Origin of the sequence: Pseudomonas sp. 43A, from assembly GCF_013363935.1 — a bacterium.
Taxonomy (GTDB): domain Bacteria; phylum Pseudomonadota; class Gammaproteobacteria; order Pseudomonadales; family Pseudomonadaceae; genus Aquipseudomonas; species Aquipseudomonas crudilactis.
This window is the reverse complement of the sequence record NZ_CP054880.1, coordinates 3734774-3758430: the sequence shown is the minus strand read 5'-3', so window position 1 is coordinate 3758430 and position 23657 is coordinate 3734774. Positions and strand designations below refer to the sequence as shown.

Below are 23657 nucleotides of genomic sequence, written 5' to 3'. Positions count from 1 at the left end.
AACCGTTAACTATTTCGGGAGACTGATATGTCTACTGCAGCCCAGGTACGTCCGCCATTACCACCCTTTAACCATGATTCGGCGATCGAGAAAGTTCGACTGGCCGAGGATGGCTGGAACTCCCGCGACCCGGAACGGGTTTCGCTGGCCTACACCCTCGACACCAAATGGCGTAACCGCGCCGAGTTCGCCAACAACCGCGAAGAAGCCAAGGCCTTTCTGACCCGTAAATGGGCGAAAGAGCTGGATTATCGTTTGATCAAGGAACTGTGGGCTTACTCGGATACCCGCATCGCCGTGCGTTACGCCTATGAATGGCACGATGATTCGGGCAACTGGTTCCGCTCCTACGGCAACGAAAACTGGGAGTTCGATGAGCAGGGCCTGATGTTCCAGCGCTATGCCTGCATCAACGACATGCCGATCAAAGAGAGCGAACGCAAGTTCCACTGGCCACTGGGCCGTCGCCCGGATGATCACCCGAGCCTGTCTGACCTCGGTCTCTAGGATCCCGTAGATCTAATGTGGGAGCGAGCTTGCTCGCGAATGCGGTGTATCAGTAATCAAAATATTTACTGAAAGGACGCCTTCGCGAGCAAGCTCGCTCCCACAGGTTTTGCATAGGGTTCAAGCGACGGCGGCGGTCTTCTCGGCCTCGAGTTCGCGAACGAGCGGCAATACGCGCCGCCCGAAATATTCGACCTCTTCCTGAAAGTGCAGGAACCCCGCCAGCACCAGATCCACACCCACCGCTTTCAACGCCACGATACGTTCGGCAATCTGCAACGGCGTACCAATCAGATTGGTTTTGAAACCATCGTTGTACTGCACCAGATCTTCAAACGTCGATTTCGCCCAGTTGCCCTCACCTTCCGGCGACGCCCTGCCCGCCTGTTTCGCCGCGTCGCCAAAAGCATTCACTGCCTCTGGATCGGCCTGATCGATGATCTGTGCGAGCACGGCCCTTGCCTCTTCTTCGGTATCACGGGCGATGACAAAGGCATTCACACCAACCTTCACCGAATGATTATTCGCCGCTGCCTTGGCACGAATATCGTCAACCTGCGCCTTGATTCCCTCAACGCTGTTGCCATTGGTGAAATACCAGTCCGAGACCCGCGCGGCCATGTCCCGTGCCGCACGGGAACTGCCGCCCTGGAAAATCTCCGGACGGCCGAGTGGTTTCGGTTTCAGGCTGTAATTGTCGAAACGGTAGAAGTCGCCGCGAAAGGTGAAGTTGTCCTGACTCCAGACGCCGCGCAGTGAGCGAATGAATTCTTCCGAACGACGATAGCGCTCGTCGTGTTCCAGCCAATGCTCGCCGATGGCCTGAAACTCGCCTTTGAACCAGCCGCTGACGATGTTCACCGCGATACGGCCGTTCGTGAGTTGATCTATGGTCGCCAGTTGCTTGGCCGCCAGCGCCGGTTGCCACGGGCCGGGCAGGATTGCTGCAATCACCTTGAGCTTGCTGGTGGCCGCGAGCAATGCGTGGCTGAACGCGACTGACTCATGCTGAAACTCGGCACCGTAACCAGCGGTAAAGCGGATCTGCGTCAGCGCGTACTCGAACCCGGCCGCTTCGGCGATCTGCGCCAGTTTGCGGTTGTAGTCGATGCCCCAATCGGTGCGCTGTTCAATCTTGCTGACCACCAGCCCACCGCTGACGTTCGGCACCCAGTAGGCAAATTTAACGGCTTGCTGACTCATTGGCGTGTCCTCGGGACATTTGCGGAGATGGGAGTGGTAGAGCAGCAAGCGTGCCAGCCTGGAAATACCCGATTTTGTTGGGTTTCGGGGTGGAGTTGATGTTTTGTGGAAGGGGGATTTGTTGGCAGGTTGTTGTGTGGGCAACAGTTGGATTGGGGGCGGCATGAAGAATGCCTTCGCGAGCAGGCTCGCTCCCACAGGGTGGAATGCATTTCAAAATGTGGGAGCGAGCTTGCTCGCGAAGGCGTCAACCGGGTCGCCGCAACAGTTGGATACAGGTAACATGACCGCCCTCCCCGCAGCCAAATCTGCGCCCTGCCGAATAAGCCGATTCCATGCCTTTCGAACTCAGCGTTGACCTCACCACCCTCGCCATCCTGGCCCTTGTCGCTTTCATTGCCGGTTTCATCGACGCCATCGCTGGCGGTGGCGGTCTGTTGACCACGCCTGCACTGCTGACGGCTGGCCTGCCGCCGCACTTGGTGCTGGGCACCAACAAATTGAGTTCGACGTTTGGCTCGGCCACCGCCAGCTTCACCTTCTACAAACGCAAACTGTTCCACCCGCGCCAATGGACCCACGCGATTGTCGGTACCCTTGTAGGCGCGCTCGCAGGCGCCATCGTCGCCCATTACCTGCCGGCCGAATGGCTGAACAAGATGCTCCCGGTCATCGTCTTCGCCTGCGGTCTGTACCTGTTGTTCGGCGGCACGCCAAAAGCACCGCTGGACAGCGACGCCCCAATCAAAAAGAAATGGCAATCGACCCAGGGCTTCAGCCTCGGTTTCTACGACGGCGTCGCCGGCCCCGGCACGGGCGCATTCTGGACGGTGAGCAGCCTGTTGCTCTACCCGATCGATCTGGTCAAGGCCAGCGGCGTAGCGCGCAGCATGAACTTCGTCAGCAACATTGCGGCGCTGTCGGTGTTCGTGTTTTCCGGGCAGGTGGACTGGATCATCGGCCTGAGCATGGGCTTGTCGGTGATGGTCGGCGCGTTCTTTGGCGCGCGCACCGCGATCAGCGGCGGCGCCAAGTTCATTCGCCCAGTGTTCATCACCGTGGTGCTGGGTTTGACCGTGCGTTTAGCCTGGCAGCACTGGTTCAGCGTGGCCTAAGCGCCGCGCCACGTAGACGTCGATCAGGTAACGGGCTATCGACTTTGACGCCGGCAACGGCGGCAGGTCGTGCACATTGAACCACTGAGCGTCTTCGATCTCGTCTTCCTGACAGACAATCTCGCCACCGGCGTATTCGGCATGGAAGCCGAGCATCATCGAATGCGGGAACGGCCAGCACTGGCTGCCCAGGTACTGAATGTTCTGCACCTCGATCTGCACTTCTTCGCGCACTTCACGAATCAGGCAATCCTCGGCCGACTCGCCCGGTTCGGCAAACCCGGCCAGCGTGCTGTAAACCCCGGAGACGAAACGCGGCGAGCGCGCCAGCAGAATCTCGTCGCCGCGGGTGATCAGCACGATCATGCTCGGTGAAATGCGCGGATAACTGCGCAGATCGCACGGCTGGCAATACATCGCCCGCTCACGCGGTACTTGCGTCATCGCTTGGCCGCAATTACCGCAGAAGCGATGTTCGCGGGCCCAGGTGCCGATCTGCGCGGCGTAACCGAGCACTTTATAAATGGTGTGATCGCCATCGAGCATGAACGCCCGCAGGCCTTTCCAGTTGCAACCCGGCACCTCACTGGCACTGCGCAACTCCAACAGGTACACCGGCTCGCCATCGAGATGGCCGATGCCGTGCTCGGCGAGGATCGACAAGTCCTGACGCTTGAGCCATTCCCGTGGGAACAGCGCGCCGTTGTCATCGAACAGAAAACCGTCCGGGCTGCGCGCCACGGCCCAGCCGCCGGGTTGATCGGTGTCCAGTACTGCAGTGGTCCAGCGAGATGTCATGGTTTCTCAGTCCAGAAATTCGGGTTTCTGTTTGCTCATATGGGCGGCCATGGCCACGCGCAAGTCGGTGGATTGCAACATGGCGGCGTTCCAGGTGGCAACGTATTCGAGACCGTCGTCGATGCGATGGTCGCGCATGTAGCTGATCATTTCCTTGGTGCCGGTAACCGCGATCGGCGATTTCGAAGCGATCTCGCGAGCGATGTCCAACACGCCTTCGAGCAGCGCGTCCTTGTCGCTGTAGACGCGATTGACCAGGCCGATGCTGCGCGCTTCTTCGGCGCCGAAGGTGCGACCGGTGTAAGCCAGCTCACGCAGCATGCCGTCACCGATGATCCGTGGCAACCGTTGCAAAGTGCCAACATCGGCGGCCATGCCGATATCGATTTCCTTGATCGAGAATTGGGCGTCTTCGGCGGCGTAACGCATATCGCACGCGGCGATCAGATCGATGGCGCCGCCCAGGCAATAACCTTGAATGGCGGCGATGACCGGTTTGCGGCAGTTGTCGACGGCGTTGAACGAGGCTTGCAGGGTCAGAATTTTTTTACGCAGCAGGCGCGCGTTGCGGCCAACGTCTTTGCCCAATTCATTGGCGACGCCGGCCAGCATCATCAGGTCGATGCCGGAGGAAAAGTGTTTACCGTTGCCGCTGAGCACCACCACGCGCACTTCGTCGGTGTCGTCGATCCACTGGAAGATCTCGACGATCTCGCTCCAGAACGCCGCGTTCATCGAGTTGATCTTTTCCGGACGATTGATCTGCACATGGGCGATGTTGTCGGCCAGTTCGACGCTGAAGGCGGAGTATTGAGTCATGGCAGTGATCCTTTACCGGGCTGAAAATGAGGCCCGAACTATAACAAGGCATCACAGTGGCGGTTCGGCCAAATGCGGGACTGTCCTGAGTTTTACTTTGCCTGCGCCGGCCCCTTCGCGAGCAAGCTCGCTCCCACCCTTTTGAAATGCATTCCCCCTGTGGGAGCGAGCTTGCTCGCGAAGAGGCCGGATCAAACAACCCAATTCATCTGGCCAAACGCCGCAGCCCAAACAACATCCCCCCCGCCCCCAACAACATCGCCGCCAGAAACACCGGGTACGAAACCCACCACGGTGTCCCCGCCGTCATCATGCTGAACTCCGACATGCCACCAATACTGGCAATCAGGTTCAACGGCAGAAACACCACGTTGATCAACGTCAGTTTGCGCAGCAGGTTGTTCATGCTGTTGTTCATCAGATTGCCGCGCGCATCGATCAGTCCGGAAAACACCGTCGAGTAGATCTCCGCCTGCTTGTAGCACTGGTTGTTTTCGATGATCAGGTCGTCGATCAAACCGATCGCTTCGCTGCCGAAGTGCTGCTTCTCGGCATGATTGCGCAGGCGCGTCAGGACCGCGCCGTTGCTGTGCAGCGCGTTGATGTAATAGATCAGGCTTTCGCTGAGGTTGAACATCTGCACCAAGTGCTGGTTCTGCATCGAGGCGTTGAATTTCTGCTGCAACTCGCGGGCGACCAGTTTGATCACCTTCAGATGGCCGAGGTAGTGGTGGATGTTGTTGAACAGCAGATCAAGCAACACATCCAGCGGCGTGTTCAACGGCTGGCGGGTGCCGAGGCCGTGCAGCGGCGTGTCGTCGGTGGCGATCACCAGCAGTTGTCCAGGCGCAAACAGCAATCCGCAGGACGACACTTCAAACGCCAGGCTGCCACCACCGGAGTAGTTTTCCGGACGTTTCCAGATCAGGAACAGATGGTCGGGATGGAACTCGATGCGCGACACCTCGTCCGGGTCCAGCGCTGACGCCAGTGCATGCTCATCGACCTTGAAATGACTGTGCAGCAAGTCGCGCTCGGCGGCATCGGGGTTGCTGAACAGCATCACCTCGGCGTCCAGTCGCTCGACCCGCTGCAAGGCGCCGTGGCTCAGTGCGAAGCTGTTGATCATCGGCGCCTCACCACGCCTGGCCGCGACGCTTGAGTTCCAGGCGGCGCACGAACTCTTCCAGCACCAGTGCGTACAGATCGTCGTGCAAATAGGCGTCTTCAATGCCGGCGTCGAGGTTGGGGTTGTCGTTGACTTCGATCACCACCACTTTGTCGCCGGCCTGCTTCAGATCGACGCCGTAGAGGCCATCGCCGATCAGGTTGGCAGTTTTCACCGCCAGTTCCACCACCGCGCGCGGTGCTTCATGGATCGCCATCGTCCGGCATTCGCCGTTGACGTCCTGGCCTTTGGCCTTGTGGTTGTAGATCTGCCAATGGCCCTTGGACATGAAGTATTGGCAGGCGAAGATCGGTTTGCGATTGAGCACGCCGATGCGCCAGTCGTACTCGGTGTAGAAAAACTCCTGCGCCAGCAGCAACACCGAGTGTTCAAACAATTCGGCGGTCGCTTCGAGCAGCGCCTGCTGGCTTTCGACCTTGATCACCCCGCGGGAAAAACAGCCATCGGGAATCTTCAGCACCAGCGGAAAGCCGAGGCGTTCGCCCACGCGTTCGAAGTCTTCGGGTCGCTCCTTGTAGAGAATTTCGGTGGCGGGCATACCCAGTTGATGGCTGTTGAGCAGATCGGTCAGATAGACCTTGTTGGTGCAGCGCAGAATCGACGTCGGGTCATCCATCACCACCAATCCTTCGCTCTCGGCTTTCTTGGCAAAGCGATAGGTGTGATTGTCGACACTGGTGGTTTCGCGGATCAGCAAACCGTCGTACTCGGCCAGACGCGCGTAATCCTTGCGCTCAATCAGTTCGACGTCGATACCCATGCCCTTGCCGACCCGGACGAAATTTGCCAGTGCCTTGGCGTTGGATGGCGGCAAAGCTTCTTGTGGATCGTGCAGTATCGCCAGGTCGTAACGCGCCACTTGCGGCGAGCGCGGCACTCGCCAGACTTTACGGCTGAAACCGTCCAGCGCGTTGGCAAACTGATCTTCCTGATCATCGCGCAACTTGTGCAAGGCGCCGGACTTTATACCTTCGATGTGCCAACCGTTAGTTCGGCGAAACTCAACTAACAGAATCGGACAGGGAAACACTTCAAACAACTGCCGCGCCAGATCCTGTAAGGGCTCGATATGTGTTCGGCCAAAATACAAGGTCAGAGTAAAACCTTCGGTATCACTGTAGAGATGATGACTGAGGGCTTTCTCCAGGGTTTTATCGAGATCGTCCAGTGCCAGGCCGTAGAGTGATTTTTTCGTCAGCTCGCTGATGGTACGCACCGACGGAATCACCTTGTGCCCCCGGGCTTCGGCCAACAACGAGCAGTAGTAGCCGTGGCCCAGATACTTGTAGCTACGGCACAGATTGATCACCTGCACACGCTTGCCAGGCTCGCTGCCACAGCTGTGCTCAAGGTATTCCTGAGCTGTCAGGATGTCTTCGCTGGGGAAGTATGAAGCCCAGTCTTCCTTGCGCTCGACGATAATCAACACTTGACTGGAGGCTTTAATCGCTGAATTTAAATAAGTTGCTGCCGGCAAACTTTGCTCGGATACTTCGCGCCAATGACCCTGTACCGCTGACATAGAGATTGATCCGTTGGAGAACAAGACCTTTTCTATTAAGCACGAAGTTTTTCGAAAGTCTCGTTTCGTTACGCAACTTTTACGGTGGTCATATGAAGGCTGTTTTTCGTTTGGCGGTAGTTGAAGACTTGCCGGCGCTGCTGGCACTGGAAATGCAGTGTTTCACCACGGATCGGCTCACCAGTCGCAGCTTTCAATGGATGATCACCCGCGCTCACGGGCGGTTGCTGGTGGCGGAGTGCGACGGTCGACTGCTGGGCTACGCACTGGTGTTGTTTCATCGCGGCACCTCGCTTGCGCGGCTGTATTCCATTGCGCTAGCCGTCGAGGCGCGCGGCACCGGCCTGAGCAAACAATTGCTGCAACGTATTGAAGCGCTGGCGCTGGAGCACGACTGCGCGTACCTGCGCCTGGAGGTGCGCACCGACAACCCTGCCGCAATTGCGCTGTATGAGCGCAACGGCTACCGGCGCTTTGCGCTGATCCACGATTACTACGAGGACCACGCCGATGCGCTGCGCCTGGAGAAACGCATTCTCCAACACCGCGACTCGCGCAACATCAAGGTGCCTTACTACCCGCAAACCACCGACTTCACCTGTGGCCCGGCGTGTCTGTTGATGGCCATGGGCGCACTGCAATCAGAGCGGCTACTGGAGCGACGTGAAGAATTGCAGGTCTGGCGTGAAGCGACCACGGTGTTCATGACCTCCGGCCATGGCGGTTGCAGCCCGCAGGGATTGGCGTTGGCGGCGTGGCGTCGGGGCTTCAAGGTGTGCTTGCAGTTGAGTCTGGCTGGGCCGCTGTTCCTCGACGGTGTGCGTGATACGCATAAAAAAGACGTCATGCGCTTGGTGCACGACGAGTTCACAGCGCAATTGCAGGACACCGATGTCGAGTGCGTGATCGGTGTGGCGCTGGATCTGCCGCGCTTGCTCGCTGCCGGCGGGCAGCCGCTGGTGTTGATCAGCAGCTATCGGCTGACCCGTTCCAAATCGCCGCATTGGGTGGTGGTGACCGATTGCGACGAAGATTTCGTTTACCTGCACGACCCGGATGTTGACCACAGCCAGCATCGACAGTCTATGGACTGCCAGCATGTGCCGGTCAGCCATGGGGAATTCGAGAAAATGTGCCGGTTTGGCCGGGGAAAGTTACGCGCGGCGGTGATTTTGTATTCCCGCGAAACGTAAGCCTCCACATGCAGGAGCTGCCGCAGGCTGCGGCAGCTCCTGCAGGGGAATACCCGTCAAGGTGCAGGCTTCAGACCGATCTTGTACAGCGAGCCCTTCTCTTCATCCGTCAGCACATACAAATAGCCGTCCGGCCCTTGCCGCACATCGCGAATGCGCTGCTTGAGCTCGCCGAGCAAGCGCTCCTCGTGCACCACCTTGTCGCCATCGAACTGCAAGCGGATCAATTCCTGAGTCACCAGCGCTCCGATAAACGCATTGTGCTGCCACGGTTTAAAGCGATCGGCATCGTAGAACGCCATACCGGTGACACCCGGCGACTTCTCCCAGACATGGTGCGGCGCCACAGTGCCTTCGGCGGTTTTACCCTGGGCTTCCGGGATCGGCTGCATCGAGTAATTGATGCCGTGGGTCGCCAGTGGCCAGCCGTAATTCTTGCCGCGTTCGATGATGTTCACCTCATCGCCACCGCGCGGGCCGTGCTCGTTCTCCCACAATGTACCGGTCCATGGGTTGAGCGCCGCGCCCTGCGGGTTGCGCAGGCCGTATGCCCAGATCTCGGGACGAACGCCGGACTGGCCGACAAAGGGGTTGTCATCCGGCACTTTACCGTCCGGATAAATGCGCACGACCTTGCCTTGCAGCTTGTCGAGATCCTGCGCCGTTGGCCGGTCATTGTTCTCACCCAAGGTGATGAACAGATAGCCGTCGCGATCGAACACCAGCCGCGAGCCGAAATGATTGCCGACTGAAAGCTTCGGTTCCTGACGGAAGATCACTTTGAAATCCTTCAGTGTCTTCAAGTCATCCGTGAGCCGCCCGCGCCCGACGGCGGTACCGGCCTTGTCGCCGGCTCCACCACCTTCGGCATAGGAGAGATAGACCAGACGATCCTCTTTGAAGTCCGGCGACAGCACGACATCCAGCAACCCGCCCTGCCCTTTGGCCCAGACCTGCGGCACGCCGGAGACCGGCGCCGACAGTGTGCCGTCGGCCGCGACCACGCGCAGATTGCCGGGCCGTTCGGTCACCAGCATGCCTTGGCGGTCCGGCAGAAACGCCAGCGCCCACGGATGCTCAAGGCCTGCGGTGATGGTCGTGACTTCGAGGGTGCCCTGTTCGCTTTGCAGCTCTTTAGGGGCGACAGCGAATACCGGAGTGCTGATCAGCGCGCCGGCACACAGTGTGGCTAGAAGGGTTTTACGCAACATGCACGATTCCTTTTGTTCGTTTGAATGGCCGGCAAAACTTCAGTTCTGCCGCTCAACGGTTGCTGCCTCCGCTGCGCGAAGGTGGATTGGGAATGAACGTGGGTGGCGTGCTCGGCACCGAGCGGATCGGCTGGCCGTTGCCAATGCCCCGGTTCTCGACCGTAGGCTGACGCGGCGTCGGTACAGTGTTCGGGCCGCGAATGGGTGGAGCGCTGGGCTGGGTACCCTGCATGCTGTTGGGGTTGGCCCGGCGAATCGGGCTGTTGTAAGGGTTGTTGCTGTTACCCGTCGGGCTTTGCGCCAACAGGACGTCGGCATGAACCAGACCGCCACTGAGGGTCAGGACGACGATGCCAAGCAGAATGCGGTTCATGACGCTGCCTCTCGATGGGCCAAGGATAGAGCCTTCGAGTCCACGCTACGCCCAGGGTTCGGATTTGTTAACCCACAAGCCTTAAACAACATGTAACACGGCTTGACCGAGTCCCTGGAAACCCGCGCATCTCGGGGAAACTTTCAGCCACAGCCGCAGGTCATCCGATCATCACTCGGAGAACGCATCATGGCTCGGGCAATCTGGAAAGGCGCGATCAGTTTCGGACTGGTACACATCCCTGTCGCACTGGTCTCGGCGACCTCGTCGCAGGGCGTGGATTTCGATTGGCTCGACAGCCGCAGCATGGATCCGGTGGGTTATAAACGGGTCAACAAGGTCACCGGCAAAGAGGTCACCAAGGAGCACATCGTCAAAGGCGTGGCCTATGAAAAGGGCCGCTATGTGGTGCTCAGCGAAGAAGAGATCCGCTCGGCGCACCCGGTTTCAACGCAGACCATCGACATTTTTTCTTTCGTCGACGCCGAACAGATTCCCCTGCAAAACATCGACACGCCCTACTACCTGGCACCCGACAAGCGCGGTGGCAAGGTCTACGCATTGCTGCGCGAAACACTGAGCAAAACCAATAAAGTCGCCCTCGCCCGCGTGGTGCTGCATACGCGCCAGTACCTCGCAGCGTTGATGCCGCTGGATTCTGCCTTGGTGCTGGTGAAGTTGCGCTGGCCGCAAGAGGTGCGCAGCCTCGATGAACTGGAACTGGGCAGCGAAGTGACCAAACCGCAACTGGCCAAGGGTGAACTGGACATGGCCAAACGGCTGGTGCAGGACATGAGCGCGGACTGGAAACCAGAAGACTACAAGGATGAATTTGAAGACAAGATCATGGCCCTGGTCGAGAAAAAGGCCCATGAAGGCAAGATCGAGGATGTTGAGTCGGTGGGTGGCGAGGAAGAGCGTAAAACCGCTGATGTGATCGACTTGACCGAGCTGCTCAAACGCAGTCTGGGCGGGAAAGCGGCGGTCAAGCCGAAGGCGAAAGCCGCCACCAAAGCAGCGCCGGCCAAGAGGGCAAACAAAGCCTCCGGCGAATGACAATCCAGTGATCGTCAGGCAACTGACAGGTTGTATTTGAGAGAGTCTTCGCGAGCAAGCTCGCTCCCACAGGGTTCTGAGTCGAATGCGAAATTCGCATTCACCCAATTCCACTGTGGGAGCGAGCTTGCTCGCGAAGGCGTAAGTTAATTCACTACATTGATCAGATCAGAATGAACACCGCCAGCAAACCACCGAAGATCGCCCACTTTTCCATGTAGTAACGTTTGCGATTGCGTTTCTTCAGCTCTTTGCCACGCAGGCGAATCTTGTAGATCCGGGTAAACAAGCGGTTGATCCCGCCAGTACGGTCGCCAGCATCGTTCGGTGCACCGGCAGCCGACATCACCGTACGGCTGAACCAGGCGTTAAACGCCGCCGCCCAGCGGTACTTCATCGGCCGCTCGATGTCGCAGAACAGGATGATGCGGTTCTTGTCAGTGGTGTTCTCGGCGTAATGAATAAACGTCTCGTCGAACATCACAGCTTCGCCGTCACGCCAGTGGTAGCTCTCGCCGTCGACGTTGATATAGCAGCCAGCGTCGTTTGGCGTGTCCAGACCCAGGTGATAGCGATACGAGCCTGCATACGGGTCACGGTGACGCACCAGTTTCGAACCCGGTGGCAGCTCGGCAAACATCGCGGCCTTGATCGAACCGATGCTCTGCACCAGTTCGGTGGTGCGCGGGCACAGCTTCATCGCCGACGGATGGCTCTCGCCGTACCACTTCAGATAGAAACGCTTCCAGCCGCTTTTGAAGAACGAGTTGAAACCGACATCGTCGTACTGGTTAGAGCGTTTGATCTCGCCGGCACGCAGCAAATTCTGCCCTTCTTCGCGGATTTCTTCCCAGTGCGCCTGCAACGGGCTCAAGTCAGGAAACTCGCTTGGGTCCAGGTACGGCTGGTTCGGCTTCTTCGAAAACAGATAAAGGAAGCAGTTGATCGGCGCAAGAAACGTCGAATGGTCACTCAGTTGTCGGCCGAGCTTGTGGCGCACACGCCCACGCAGATGAACGTATGCAATGGAAATGACATAAATAGCAGCAATGATGAGTTTCACGGAAATCGTCACATGTCAGAAGTGAACAAACTGCGCGCCGTGCGGCCTGAGGCTCAACGTCTTATGCAGTGGTCTGAATACAAATGGCACGTCCTTGGCCCGCGCCGTAACCGGACGCTCGGTGAAAGGTGGCATTTTAGCCACAGTTTGTAACTGATAGTGAACCTTCATCTGTGAAAAACTGTCCCGTGATCATGCCAATCGGCGATCGTGGCGTGATCGCCCTATCGTTTAAAGAGCCAGACCAGTACAATCGCCGCCAAACTTTACGCGCCCCCCTTGGTTGATGACGGGACTTCTCCGCTTCAGCGCACTTTGACTCGGGCCAAGCGCTCCAGCCGCACCCTCGCTTTTTAAGAATGCTTCGCAGGAATAACTCTTGATTTCTACAGCTAACATCACGATGCAGTTCGGCGCCAAGCCGCTCTTCGAAAACGTTTCGGTCAAATTCGGCGCGGGCAACCGCTACGGCCTGATCGGCGCCAACGGTTGCGGCAAGTCGACCTTTATGAAAATCCTCGGCGGTGACCTCGACCCGTCCGGCGGTCAGGTCATGCTTGAGCCGAACGTGCGCCTGGGTAAATTGCGCCAGGACCAGTTCGCTTACGAAGAATTCACCGTGATCGACACCGTGATCATGGGTCACGAAGAGCTGTGGAAGGTCAAGGCCGAGCGCGACCGCATCTATTCGCTGCCGGAAATGAGCGAAGAAGACGGCATGGCCGTGGCCGAGCTGGAAACCGAGTTCGCCGAGATGGACGGCTACACCGCCGAATCCCGGGCCGGTGAACTGTTGCTGGGCCTGGGTATCGGCATCGAGCAGCACTTCGGCCCGATGAGCGAAGTCTCGCCAGGCTGGAAACTGCGCGTATTGCTGGCGCAGGCGCTGTTCTCCGATCCGGAAGTGCTGTTGCTCGACGAACCGACCAACCACCTGGACATCAACACCATTCGCTGGCTGGAAAACGTGCTGACCCAGCGCAACAGCCTGATGATCATCATCTCTCACGACCGTCACTTCCTGAACAGCGTGTGCACGCACATGGCTGACCTGGATTACGGCGAGCTGCGTCTGTTCCCAGGCAACTACGACGAGTACATGACCGTGGCGACCCAGTCCCGCGAGCAACTGCTGTCGGACAACGCCAAGAAGAAAGCACAGATTTCCGAGCTGCAATCGTTCGTCAGCCGCTTCTCGGCCAACGCCTCGAAAGCCAAGCAGGCCACCTCCCGCGCCAAGGCAATCGACAAGATCCAGCTGGCCGAAGTCAAGCCTTCGAGCCGCGTGAGCCCGTTCATCCGCTTCGATCAGAACAAGAAGCTGCACCGCCAGGCGGTCATCGTCGAGAAAATGGCCAAAGGCTTCGACGGCAAACCACTGTTCAAAGACTTCAGCTTCCAGGTTGAAGCCGGCGAGCGCGTGGCGATCATCGGCCCGAACGGTATCGGCAAAACCACCCTGCTGCGCACCCTGGTCAACGAACTGACCCCGGACGCCGGCAGCATCAAGTGGACCGACGCCGCCGAACTGGGCTACTACGCTCAGGACCACGCGCACGACTTCGAAGACGACGTAACGCTTTTCGACTGGATGGGTCAGTGGACTCAGGGCGAGCAGATGATTCGCGGTACTTTGGGCCGCATGCTGTTCTCCAACGACGAGATCCTCAAGTCGGTCAAAGTGATTTCCGGTGGTGAGCAAGGTCGCATGCTGTTCGGCAAGCTGATCCTGCAAAAGCCGAACGTGCTGATCATGGACGAACCGACCAACCACTTGGACATGGAATCGATCGAGGCGCTGAACCTGGCGCTGGAAAACTACCCGGGCACGCTGATCTTCGTCAGCCACGACCGTGAGTTCGTATCGTCCTTGGCCACGCGCATCATCGAGCTGAGCCCGGATGGCGTGACCGACTTCAGCGGCACTTACGATGACTACCTGCGTAGTCAGGGCGTTGTGTTCTAAACAGCTGCTGCAATCTAAAAAGCCCTGTCCATGTGACGGGGCTTTTTGCATTTCAGGGTGAGGAATTTGCTGGTGCTACTACCTTCGCGAGCAAGCTCGCTCCCACATTTGAAATACATTCCCCTGTGGGAGCGAGCTTGCTCGCGAAGACGCCAGTAGCTGCGACATCAATCTTTTGGGAAAGTAGTTAGCCTGCTTCCTTTTATCCTGCACCCAAGCCATGATGCGAACTCTCCCACCGCCGCCCGCGAACGAGTCCTCATGTCTGCGCAGCAACAGCCACCGCAAAGCTCCATGGCGATCACCCTGCAGATCGTCTCCATCGTTTTCTATACCTTTATTGCCTTCCTCTGCATCGGTCTGCCGATCGCGGTGTTGCCTGGTTACGTGCACGAGCAACTGGGTTTCAGCGCAGTCATTGCCGGGCTGGTGATTGGCTCGCAGTATCTGGCCACCCTGCTCAGCCGGCCAATGGCCGGGCGCATGTCGGATACGGTGGGGACCAAGCGGGCGATCATTTATGGCTTGTGGGGGATTGTCCTCAGCGGTTTGCTGACGCTGGTCTCCACGCTGCTGCAAGACTGGCCGCTGGCCAGCCTGATCATTCTGATTATCGGGCGCTTGCTGCTCGGCGTCGCTCAGGGGCTGATTGGCGTCGGCACGATCAGTTGGTGCATGGGCCAGGTCGGTGTCGAACACACGGCGAAATCGATTGGCTGGAACGGCATCGCGTCCTATGGTGCGATTGCCATCGGCGCGCCATTGGGCGTGGTAATGGTCGCCGATTACGGCTTCACCAGCCTCGGTATCGCCTTGGCGGTGCTGGCGGCTGGCGCATTGCTGCTGATCCGCAATAAACCGTCGGTGCCGGTGATCCGTGGCGAGCGCTTGCCGTTCTGGGCGGTATTCGGGCGAATCGCCCCGTATGGCGCCAGCCTGACCCTGGCCTCGATCGGCTACGGCACGCTGACCACGTTTATCACCCTTTATTACCTCAACCGTGGCTGGACCGGCGCGGCGTATTGCCTGACGGTGTTTGGCGTATGTTTCATTCTGTCGCGGCTGCTGTTTATTTCGGCGATCAGTCGCTTTGGTGGCTTCAAGTCGGCGATCGCCTGCATGACCATCGAAACCGTGGGCCTGGTGATGTTGTGGCTGGCGCCCTCCACCGCATTCGCTTTGATCGGCGCAGGACTGGCGGGGTTTGGCTTGTCGCTGGTGTATCCGGCGCTGGGCGTTGAAGCGATCAAACAGGTGCCCAGCTCCAGTCGAGGATCCGGTTTGGGCGCGTATGCGGTGTTCTTCGATCTGGCGCTGGCGATTGCCGGGCCGCTGATGGGCGCGGTGGCGCTGAATCTGGGGTATTCGTGGATTTTCTTCTGTGCAGCGCTGTTGTCGGTGATCGGGCTGGGCCTGACTCTGCTGCTCCAGCGCCGGGCGATTTCCTGAATCATCGACGCAAAACCACTGTGGGAGCGAGCTTGCTCGCGAAGGCGGTGAATCAGTCAGCACATGTATTGACTGACACTACGCTTTCGCGAGCAAGCTCGCTCCCACAGTGGTTCTGTGGCTGACTATTGATCCGCGGTTTGCATGCCGGCCCGGGTCGGTTTGCCCAAGGCATGGGAGAAGAACCGTCCGGCCTCGGATATGAGGTTGCGATGGATATCCTCACGATCCACGCCATCAGCATCGGTACACAACGCCGGCATGGCGCGAATCTGCTCTTCGTTGCACGGTGCCATAAAGACGAAGTGCCCTGCCCCGGCCAGCAATTTGAAATCCGGCGCTGTCGGCAGTTTGCGCGCCAGCGCGGCGGCGTTCTTGTCGAAGGCCACCAGTTTGTCGCCATCACCGCTGTAAAGCAGCACCGGCACATGCACGTCAGCCAAGGTGTGACGACCGAACTTGAGGCTCAGCGGCGCCATTAACAGCAGCGCATGAACACGCGGATCGGCCACCGGCTGCAGATCATCCCGATCAACAATCAATTCACCCTGCGTGTTGCAGGCATCACGATCATCCGGACGTTCCTGGCAATAACGACGCAGGCGATCGAGATCCGGTTGCGCCCCGGACAGGATCAACGCGGTCTCGCCGCCCGCCGAATAACCAATCACCCCGACCTGGTCAGCATTGACGTACGGCGCAAGCATGCGGTCGCCAAGGGTCGCGGTAATCGCTTCGGAAATCTGGATCGGCCGCCCGTACAGGTTGCTCAGGGTGCCGAGTCGGCTGTGGTCTTTGGAGTTGTCACCGGGATGGATCACCGCCACCACCACGAAGCCTTTGCGCGCCAGCGAAGTAGCGAGGTCGTGCAGCGCCAGCGGCGTGCCGGTGTTGCCATGGGAGAGCATCAACATCGGAAAGCGGCCAATGGCGACTTTGGTGTCTTCGCCGGCCTCGACCGAATAGCCTTCGAGCAGACTCAGGTGTTCGCGGTCGCTGGAGGGATAGAACGCGATGGCGCGCATCGGTTGCAGATCCAAGGGGTCGAGGAAGGTCATCTCGTGATAACCGACGCTCCACACAGGGTGTCGCCCAGGCGCAGCATGCACTGTGTTAAGGCTGCCAAGCAGGCAAATCAGTAACGTTGCACAAAGACGCATCATAGGATGCCCCACCCTGTTGTTACTCAATCGAAAGATCCGTTGCGTGGCGGGCCAGAAACGCCGGGATTCGGTGCTTCGGTACGACATGCATTCAGACACTGATTGTTCGACTGCATAACCCGGGCCAGATTATGTAACAGTCAGAAACAAAAAACTCCGTATTCGCCCCTTGCGGAACCAGAATACAGAGTTTTTTGGGTGTTACCTGAACATCAGCTGTTCTTTACGCAAGCCTTACGCAGCGGCGAACAGTTGCTCGCTGATCTTCGCTTGCGCAGCGGTCATCGCGTTGTTGCGCACTTCTTCGCCATAAGCGAGGCCTTCGGCACGGACGATTTCGATGTCGGTGATGCCGAGGAAGCCCAGTACCAGCTTCAGGTATTCTTCGTGAGCGATGCCGCTGGCCTGGCCAGCGTGGATGCCACCCGAGGTGGAAACGATCACCACTTTCTTGCCACCGCACAGGCCTTCAGGGCCGGCTTCGGTGTAGCGGAAGGTCTGGCCGGCAACCGCAACGCGATCGATCCACGCTTTGAGTTGGGTCGGTACAGTGAAGTTGTACATGGGTGCGGCGATGACGACGGCGTCGGCAGCGATGAACTCGGCCAAAGTCGAAGCGCTCAGTCCGGCTTCGTGCTGCTGTGCGGCGTTGCGCAGTTCAGCGGTGGTGCCGGCGGCGACCAGCGTGGTCGACGAGAAGTGGCTGATGGCGTCGGCGGCCAGGTCACGGTAGGTCACCACAGCGCTTGGCTCGGCGGCTTGCCAGGCTTTGACGACTTCGCCGCTCAACTGACGGGAAGCCGAATTGTCGCCCAGAATGCTCGAATCGATATGCAGCAGTTTCATGTGGAATCTCCTGGAAGGAATCGCCGGTGGCGACGGAATGGAGACAATCCTACGCAAGAAACCAATGGATGATTAGCCGCCTGAAATGCGATAGTTTGTCCCACTGATAGAACAGTTGGATTTTCCGATGCAAGACCTCAACGATCTCTACTATTTCGCCAAAGTCGTCGAGGCCGGCGGTTTTGCCGCGGCCGGGCGCTTGCTGGGCATTCCCAAGTCACGGCTGTCGCGGCGTATTGCCGAACTGGAAGAACGCCTCGGCGCGCGTTTGCTGCAACGCACCACCCGGCAACTCAACCTCACGGCGGTGGGTGAGCGCTATCTGCGTCACTGCCAGGCCATGTTGCTGGAAGCGGAAATGGCCGATGAGGCGGTGGCGAGCATGTCCAGCGAGCCGCGTGGCCGCCTGCGGGTCTCCTGCCCTACCGGTCTGGCACGGGAAATGTTGCCGTGGGTCATCAGCGAGTTCCTTGGAAAATTTCCTCAGGTGCAGCTGGAAGTCGTCTTGCTCAATCGCCGGGTCGACCTGGTCGGCGAAGGCTTTGATGTGGCGCTGCGGGTGCGTGAACACGGTGACGAAGATCCCTTGCTGGTGACCCGGCGCTTGCGCCAGGCGCAAATGGTCGTGGTCGCCAGTCCAGGTTTTGTACAGGAGCAATCGATCAACCATCCGCAAGACCTGAAAAATCTGCCGGTGCTCGGTGCCCTGGAAGCTGATCGCATGGTGCATGTGCGCCTGCTTGATCAACAGGGTGAAAGCTTTGAGTTGAACATGGAAGCGCGCTTGGGCATCGATGACTTTATTGTGCGCAAAGCCTGCGTGCTGGCCGGTCAGGGTTTCACTTTGCTGCCGATGATGTACTGCGAAGAAGAACTGAGAAACGGCACGCTGGTGCAATTGCTGCCAGAGTGGTCGCTGCCCGGCGGCTGGCTGCAAGCGGTGTATCCGCATCGGCGCGGAGTGATGCCGGCGGTGCGCGCGTGGATCGATCATCTGGTCGAGTCGTTCAATGCCTGTGGGGAGCGGTTGTTATGAGCAAAGGGAAGATGAGCGAAGCCGACGTGGCGGCGTTCTGCCTGGCATTACCGGGCGCTCGGGAAGATTACAAATGGGGTGGCGTGCGAGTGTTTTCGATTGCCGGCAACAAGATGTTTGCCTTGCAGGGGCTGCGCGGAGACTCGCTGGCGTTCAAGGTCGACAAGGATCTGTTTCTCGGCCATTGCGACCGCCCGGGCATTCACCCGGCGCCTTATCTGGCGCGGGCACAGTGGATCATCATGCATCCGCCCTACCCGTTGGCTGCCGAGGAGTTGCAGGGGTTGCTGCAGCGCTCGCATCAACTGGTGGTTAGCAAGTTGCCGAAAAAGACCCAAATCGGTTTATTGCTGTAAACCCGATCCCCCTGTGTAGGAGCTGCCGAAGGCTGCGATCTTTTGACTTTGATCCTTTAAAAGCAAGATCAAAAGATCGCAGCCTTCGGCAGCTCCTACATAGGGAGTTGCGGTGTATTCAGAACAGTGCCAGCAGGTTCGAGCCAAGAAACAGCTGGTCGATCCAGAACACCTGATGCAGCAGCACAATCACCCAGAACAGAATCTGAAACGACACCTTGCGCGTCTTGTGCCGGAACACCTGCTGGGCGATCAACGCGCCCGGCCAGCCGCCGGCCAGTTCCACCGCATGCAGGATGTTCTCCGGCGTGCGCCAGGCATCCGTCTGCGCCTTGCGCTTATCGGCCCAGTACATGAAAAACGCCAGCACGCTGACGATCCCGTAAGCGGCCAGCGGCACCAGCGAGATCCCGCGCAGCCACATCGATACAGAGCCGAACAACGGCAGCGCACAGACGATCAACAGAACCAGCAGTTTCAGCTTCAGGTTCTGGATGTTGTTGCCGCGCGAAGGTCGTCCTTCCGGCCGGCGTGCACGGGAATCACTCATGGCTTGGCTGCCGCCCAATCGATCCAGCCAAACTGCCAAGTCGCCAGAATGACCAGACCAAACACGATCCGATACCAGGCGAACGCCGCGTAGCTGTGGCTGGCGATGAACTTGAGCAAGCCGCGCACGGCGATCATGGCGAAGATGAACGCGGTGACGAAACCGATGGCAAACACCGGAAAGTCCGCCGGCACAAACAGGTGGCGATACTTGTAGCCCGAGTAGACCGCCGCACCGACCATGGTCGGCATCGCGAGAAAGAACGAAAACTCGGTGGCGGTCTTGCGCGACAGGCCGAACAGCAAGCCGCCAATGATCGTTGAGCCGGAACGCGAGGTGCCGGGAATCATCGCCAGACACTGCGCGAAGCCGACCTTAAGGGCGTCTTTCCAAGTGATCTCGTCAACCGTTTCTGCGTGCACTTCATGCTGACGCTTTTCCGCCCACAACATGATGATGCCGCCTACCACCAGCGCGGTCGCGACGGTAATCGGGTTGAACAGGTACTGGTGAATCAGGTCGGCAAAGATCACCCCCAACACCACCGCCGGTAAAAAAGCGATCAGCAGGTTGGCGGTAAAACGCCGGGCACTCGGCTGGGTCGGCAAACCGATGACCACGTCGAGAATCTTGCGCCGAAACTCCCAGACCACCGCGAGGATCGCGCCGAGCTGGATGATGATATTGAACGCCATGGCCCTTTCGCCGCCGAAATTCAGCAAGTCGGCAACAATGATCTGGTGTCCGGTACTGGAAATGGGCAAAAACTCCGTCAGCCCCTCTACAACTCCTAGTATCAGTGCCTGCAAGGCCGTCCAAAGATCCATCAATCCCCCAAAGAGCGATGCGCGCCGGCATGCCCCGATAGTATTTTTCTAGCGTTCACTGCGATCAGCGTAGCTGGTTATGGCTGTACCGATTCCGCGCGCACAGGATCCACACGAAACGGTCAAAATTCCGTGAAATATCAATTTGGATTCAGGTTTTCACGCGCGAGGCCGAAATCCTAACAGACAAGCCTTAATAGCGCTGCCGCGTTATACGACTTGGGTCGCGTATGCCCGCTCACGAAATCGTGGTTGGATGCTGGCGGTCGTTTATTACAAGAAAAAGAATCCGGAGTGACAGCGTTATGAACAGCTTGCGCAGTGTGTCGATCAGCCGACGCTTGTGGCTCATCTTGATTGTGGCGGTGGTCATGTTGCTGACCTTGGGCGTGTTGATGCTCAAGCAGATCCACGATGACCTGTATCACGCCAAGGCCCAGAAAACCCAGCACGTGGTGCAGACGGCCAGCGGCCTGCTGACCTATTACCACGACCTCGAAACCGCCGGAACCCTGAGCAAAGACGCCGCGCAGAAACAGGCGCTGACGGCAATTCGCGGCTTGCGCTACGACCAGAGCGACTACTTCTGGATCAACGACCTCACGCCCGTGATGGTCATGCACCCGACCAACCCGAAACTCGAAGGCCAGAACCTGTCGGCGATACGCGATCCGGACGGCTTTGCGGTGTTCAACGAAATGGTCGCCATCGCCAAGGCCAAAGGCGCCGGCATGGTCGACTACCGTTGGCCGAAACCCGGTGCCAGTGAGCCGGTGGCCAAGACTTCTTACGTCAAACTGTTCGAACCGTGGGGCTGGGTGCTCGGCTCCGGGGTTTACGTCGACGATGTGCAGGCGGAATTCCAGGGCCAAGTGATCAAGGCTACGGTCATCGGCCTGGTGATCGCCGTGATCATGGCGCTGTTGGTGATCCTCATCGCGCGCAGCATCGTCCGCCCATTGCAGGAAACCGTGAACGCCATGGCCAACATCGCCAGCGGCGAAAGCGACCTGACTCGTAGCCTCGATACCCACGGCAAGGATGAAGTGACTGAACTGGCGCATCACTTCAATGCATTTACCGCCAAACTGCGCCGGGTGATCGGAGACTTGCAGGTGTCGGCCAGTGCCCTTGGCCAGTCGTCCAGCGAACTGGGCAACGATGCTTCGCAGGCGCAGCAACGTAGCCAGCAGCAATCGCAGCAGATGGAACTGGTGGCCACGGCGATCAACGAAGTGACCTATGGCGTGCAGGACGTGGCGAAGAACGCCGAGCATGCCGCCGCCGAAATGCGTGACGCCGAAGCGCAGGCGCAACAGGGCCAGATCAATATCGATGGCAGCTTGCAACAGATCGACAAGCTGTCCGGGACCATTGATCAAGCGGTTGAAGTGATTCGCACCCTGGCGGCCGAAAGCACGCAGATCGGCAGTGTGCTGGAAGTGATCCGCTCGATTGCCGAGCAGACCAACCTGCTCGCCCTCAACGCAGCGATCGAAGCGGCGCGGGCCGGTGAGCAAGGTCGCGGCTTTGCCGTGGTGGCGGACGAAGTGCGCTTGTTGGCGCAGCGCACCCAGAAATCGACTGCGGAAATCCAGTCGATGATCGAACGCTTGCAGAACCATTCCGAAGCCGCCGTGAAGGTAATCGGCGACAGCAGCAAAGCGTCGCAATTGACCATCGAACAGGCGGGACTGGCCGGCGCCAGTCTGAATGCTATTGGCCAAGCGTTGCGCAATCTCAATGGTCTGAATGCGTCGATTGCCAGCGCCACCTTGCAGCAGGCGCATGTGGTCGAGGACATCAATCAGAACGTCACCCAAGCGGCCGGCCTCTCGCACAGTACGGCGATCGCGGCCGAACAGTCGAGCGCGGCCAGTCTGCGCCTTGGTCAATTGAGCGAGCAACTCAACGGCCTCCTGCGCCAGTTCCGCGTCTGACCCGTGTAACTGTGGTGAGCCCACCCCTCACCCCAGCCCTCTCCCCGAGGAGAGGGGGCTGACCGAGGTGTCTCAAGCTATACGTCGACCTGAAAAATCGAGTCGATTATGGATTCAACGCAGAAAGATCAGGTCGGCGTATCTCGAACATCCAACTCGGTCAGCCCCCTCTCCCACCGGGAGAGGGTGAGGGGTTTGGCCCAATGCAGTACAATCCGCCCCTTCTTTCTCTCCCCCAAGGAACCTCCATGTCCGGGCTTGAACTGTTTGCCGCCGCCCTCGGTGTGATCGCCGTGTGGCTGACGGTCAAACAGAATCCGTGGTGCTGGCCGATCGGGCTGGTCATGGTGCTGCTCTATAGCTGGATCTTCTTTGAAGTGAAGCTGTACTCGGACATGTTGCTGCAAGTGATCTACGCCGCGCTGCAAGTCTACGGCTGGTGGCAATGGACCCGCGCCGGGACGATGCATGACGGCCGTGAGGTCACCCGCCTCGATCAGCGTTCTATCTTGATCGGCCTCGGTGCAGGTGCCGTTGGCAGCCTGCTGCTCGGCGCGGCCATGGCCCACTGGACCGATGCCGCGCAACCGTGGCTCGATGCGGCGCTCACCGGTTTCAGCCTGGTTGCGCAACTGTGGATGGCACAGAAACGCCTGCAATGCTGGGCGCTGTGGTTCGTTCTCGATGTGATTTTTGTCGGGTTGTTCATCTATAAAGGGCTGTACCTGACCGCTGCGCTGTACGGGCTGTTCACCCTGCTGGCGGTGCAAGGCTATCGCGAATGGCGCGCCGACCCGGCGTTGCGCCCATGAAGGTTGTGGTTCTGACCGGCCCCGAATCCACCGGCAAGAGCTGGCTGGCGGCGGGCCTGCAGCAACGCTTTGGCGGCGTGCGGGTGGATGAGTACGTGCGTCGGTTCATTGAGCTCAATCCACGTGATACGTGTCTGGCCGATATCCCTGATATCGCTCGGGGCCAGTTGCAACGGGAGGATGAGGCTCGGGCGCAACAGCCGTCACTGCTGATTCTCGACACCCATTTGCTGAGCAACATACTGTGGAGCCAGACGCTGTTTGCAGACTGTCCGGGCTGGCTGGAAACCGAGCTGTTGGCACGGCATTACGACCTGCACCTTCTTTTGTCCCCGGAACAGGTCGACTGGACCGATGACGGTCAGCGCTGCCAACCTGATCTGGACGAGCGTCTGGCGTTTTACCAGTCCACGCAAAACTGGCTGGAAAACCACCATCAGCGCTTTCTGATCATTCAGGGCAATTGGGCCGAACGCCAACTACAGGCCTTTGCCGCGGTCGAGCAACTGCTGGCCGAGTGACCCGGTCAACGGGTCAGTTTCCCCAAGAATTTCCCCTGTTTTGGGGGCAAAGTGTCCGATCCTGAAACACTGTGTGAGGTGCAAAGTGCCCGTCTCAACACTGTTCACCGTTTTGTCATCGCCGTTGTTTCACGGTTGAAAC

23 protein-coding genes are annotated in these 23657 nt (G+C 58.8%); 11 read left to right on the top strand and 12 right to left on the bottom strand.

The window, feature by feature from the left end:
- Nucleotides 1-27 precede the first annotated feature (27 nt).
- On the top strand, nt 28-507 hold the full coding sequence (locus HUW52_RS16500) for a nuclear transport factor 2 family protein (protein WP_175554269.1): 480 nt from the start codon (nt 28-30) through the stop codon (nt 505-507).
- Nucleotides 508-627: 120 nt separating this feature from the next.
- Here HUW52_RS16500 and sfnG read toward each other — a convergent pair whose 3' ends face one another.
- Entirely contained in the window at nt 628-1710 is a 1083-nt protein-coding gene (sfnG, locus tag HUW52_RS16495) for a dimethylsulfone monooxygenase SfnG (protein WP_038361253.1), read from the bottom strand.
- A 335-nt stretch (nt 1711-2045) separates the two neighbouring features.
- Between sfnG and HUW52_RS16490 the strand changes: the two genes are divergently transcribed.
- The gene (locus tag HUW52_RS16490; RefSeq protein ID WP_175554268.1) at nt 2046-2825 is read left to right on the top strand and encodes a TSUP family transporter; all 780 of its coding nucleotides are present in this window, start codon (nt 2046-2048) and stop codon (nt 2823-2825) included.
- Here HUW52_RS16490 and nudC read toward each other — a convergent pair.
- The 4 genes from nudC to HUW52_RS16470 all read right to left on the bottom strand — a co-directional run bounded on the left by nudC (nt 2793) and on the right by HUW52_RS16470 (nt 7153).
- Complete coding sequence (nudC, locus tag HUW52_RS16485; protein ID WP_016986786.1) at nt 2793-3623, bottom strand: NAD(+) diphosphatase; 831 nt, start codon at nt 3621-3623, stop codon at nt 2793-2795. The genes HUW52_RS16490 and nudC overlap by 33 nt on opposite strands.
- A 6-nt stretch (nt 3624-3629) precedes the next feature.
- Entirely contained in the window at nt 3630-4442 is an 813-nt protein-coding gene (locus HUW52_RS16480; RefSeq protein WP_016986787.1) for a crotonase/enoyl-CoA hydratase family protein, read from the bottom strand.
- 205 nt (nt 4443-4647) lie between these two features.
- The gene (locus HUW52_RS16475; RefSeq protein ID WP_175554267.1) at nt 4648-5571 is read right to left on the bottom strand and encodes a magnesium transporter CorA family protein; all 924 of its coding nucleotides are present in this window, start codon (nt 5569-5571) and stop codon (nt 4648-4650) included.
- A 7-nt stretch (nt 5572-5578) separates the two neighbouring features.
- Nucleotides 5579-7153: a RimK family protein gene (locus tag HUW52_RS16470; RefSeq protein WP_256667841.1), complete on the bottom strand. Its 1575-nt coding sequence runs from the start codon at nt 7151-7153 to the stop codon at nt 5579-5581.
- 92 nt (nt 7154-7245) lie between these two features.
- Here HUW52_RS16470 and HUW52_RS16465 point away from each other — a divergent pair, with 92 nt between their 5' ends.
- Nucleotides 7246-8346: a peptidase C39 family protein gene (locus HUW52_RS16465; protein WP_175554266.1), complete on the top strand. Its 1101-nt coding sequence runs from the start codon at nt 7246-7248 to the stop codon at nt 8344-8346.
- A 56-nt stretch (nt 8347-8402) separates the two neighbouring features.
- Here the strand turns inward: HUW52_RS16465 and HUW52_RS16460 are convergent, their stop codons facing one another.
- Together HUW52_RS16460 and HUW52_RS16455 are read right to left on the bottom strand one after the other, a co-directional pair.
- Nucleotides 8403-9557 (bottom strand): PQQ-dependent sugar dehydrogenase, encoded by a 1155-nt coding sequence (locus tag HUW52_RS16460; protein WP_175554265.1) that lies wholly within the window; start codon nt 9555-9557, stop codon nt 8403-8405.
- Nucleotides 9558-9609: 52 nt separating this feature from the next.
- Complete coding sequence (locus HUW52_RS16455) at nt 9610-9930, bottom strand: hypothetical protein (protein WP_016984635.1); 321 nt, start codon at nt 9928-9930, stop codon at nt 9610-9612.
- Between the two features lie 189 nt (nt 9931-10119).
- Between HUW52_RS16455 and HUW52_RS16450 the strand changes: the two genes are divergently transcribed.
- Entirely contained in the window at nt 10120-10986 is an 867-nt protein-coding gene (locus tag HUW52_RS16450; RefSeq protein ID WP_016984634.1) for a Ku protein, read from the top strand.
- A 163-nt stretch (nt 10987-11149) separates the two neighbouring features.
- Here HUW52_RS16450 and lpxO read toward each other — a convergent pair whose 3' ends face one another.
- Entirely contained in the window at nt 11150-12049 is a 900-nt protein-coding gene (gene lpxO / locus HUW52_RS16445; protein WP_016984633.1) for a lipid A hydroxylase LpxO, read from the bottom strand.
- Nucleotides 12050-12428: 379 nt separating this feature from the next.
- On the opposite strand from lpxO, the gene HUW52_RS16440 reads away from it, so the two are divergent.
- Nucleotides 12429-14015 (top strand): ABC-F family ATPase, encoded by a 1587-nt coding sequence (locus tag HUW52_RS16440; protein ID WP_007914779.1) that lies wholly within the window; start codon nt 12429-12431, stop codon nt 14013-14015.
- 261 nt (nt 14016-14276) lie between these two features.
- Nucleotides 14277-15464 (top strand): MFS transporter, encoded by a 1188-nt coding sequence (locus HUW52_RS16435; RefSeq protein WP_016984631.1) that lies wholly within the window; start codon nt 14277-14279, stop codon nt 15462-15464.
- A 125-nt stretch (nt 15465-15589) separates the two neighbouring features.
- Here HUW52_RS16435 and HUW52_RS16430 read toward each other — a convergent pair whose 3' ends face one another.
- Entirely contained in the window at nt 15590-16627 is a 1038-nt protein-coding gene (locus tag HUW52_RS16430) for a dienelactone hydrolase (RefSeq protein WP_016984630.1), read from the bottom strand.
- 234 nt (nt 16628-16861) lie between these two features.
- Complete coding sequence (locus HUW52_RS16425) at nt 16862-17473, bottom strand: FMN-dependent NADH-azoreductase (protein ID WP_175554264.1); 612 nt, start codon at nt 17471-17473, stop codon at nt 16862-16864.
- A gap of 127 nt (nt 17474-17600) precedes the next feature.
- Here HUW52_RS16425 and HUW52_RS16420 point away from each other — a divergent pair, with 127 nt between their 5' ends.
- Nucleotides 17601-18509, top strand: coding sequence for a LysR substrate-binding domain-containing protein (locus HUW52_RS16420; protein ID WP_016984628.1), 909 nt, complete (start codon nt 17601-17603; stop codon nt 18507-18509).
- Nucleotides 18506-18865, top strand: coding sequence for an MmcQ/YjbR family DNA-binding protein (locus tag HUW52_RS16415; RefSeq protein ID WP_175554263.1), 360 nt, complete (start codon nt 18506-18508; stop codon nt 18863-18865). Before HUW52_RS16420 ends, HUW52_RS16415 begins: the two co-directional genes overlap by 4 nt.
- 118 nt (nt 18866-18983) lie before the next feature.
- Here the strand turns inward: HUW52_RS16415 and HUW52_RS16410 are convergent, their stop codons facing one another.
- Both HUW52_RS16410 and HUW52_RS16405 read right to left on the bottom strand, forming a co-directional pair.
- The gene (locus tag HUW52_RS16410; RefSeq protein WP_175554262.1) at nt 18984-19415 is read right to left on the bottom strand and encodes a DUF1294 domain-containing protein; all 432 of its coding nucleotides are present in this window, start codon (nt 19413-19415) and stop codon (nt 18984-18986) included.
- Complete coding sequence (locus HUW52_RS16405) at nt 19412-20242, bottom strand: undecaprenyl-diphosphate phosphatase (RefSeq protein ID WP_175554261.1); 831 nt, start codon at nt 20240-20242, stop codon at nt 19412-19414. Before HUW52_RS16405 ends, HUW52_RS16410 begins: the two co-directional genes overlap by 4 nt.
- Nucleotides 20243-20547: 305 nt before the next feature.
- Between HUW52_RS16405 and HUW52_RS16400 the strand changes: the two genes are divergently transcribed.
- The 3 genes from HUW52_RS16400 to HUW52_RS16390 all read left to right on the top strand — a co-directional run bounded on the left by HUW52_RS16400 (nt 20548) and on the right by HUW52_RS16390 (nt 23515).
- Nucleotides 20548-22182 (top strand): methyl-accepting chemotaxis protein, encoded by a 1635-nt coding sequence (locus tag HUW52_RS16400; protein ID WP_016984625.1) that lies wholly within the window; start codon nt 20548-20550, stop codon nt 22180-22182.
- A gap of 248 nt (nt 22183-22430) precedes the next feature.
- Nucleotides 22431-22994 (top strand): nicotinamide riboside transporter PnuC, encoded by a 564-nt coding sequence (gene pnuC / locus HUW52_RS16395; RefSeq protein WP_102900999.1) that lies wholly within the window; start codon nt 22431-22433, stop codon nt 22992-22994.
- Nucleotides 22991-23515 carry an AAA family ATPase gene (locus HUW52_RS16390; RefSeq protein WP_016983755.1) on the top strand — a complete coding sequence of 175 codons (525 nt, stop codon included), beginning with the start codon at nt 22991-22993 and terminating at the stop codon, nt 23513-23515. Before pnuC ends, HUW52_RS16390 begins: the two co-directional genes overlap by 4 nt.
- Nucleotides 23516-23657: the final 142 nt, after the last annotated feature.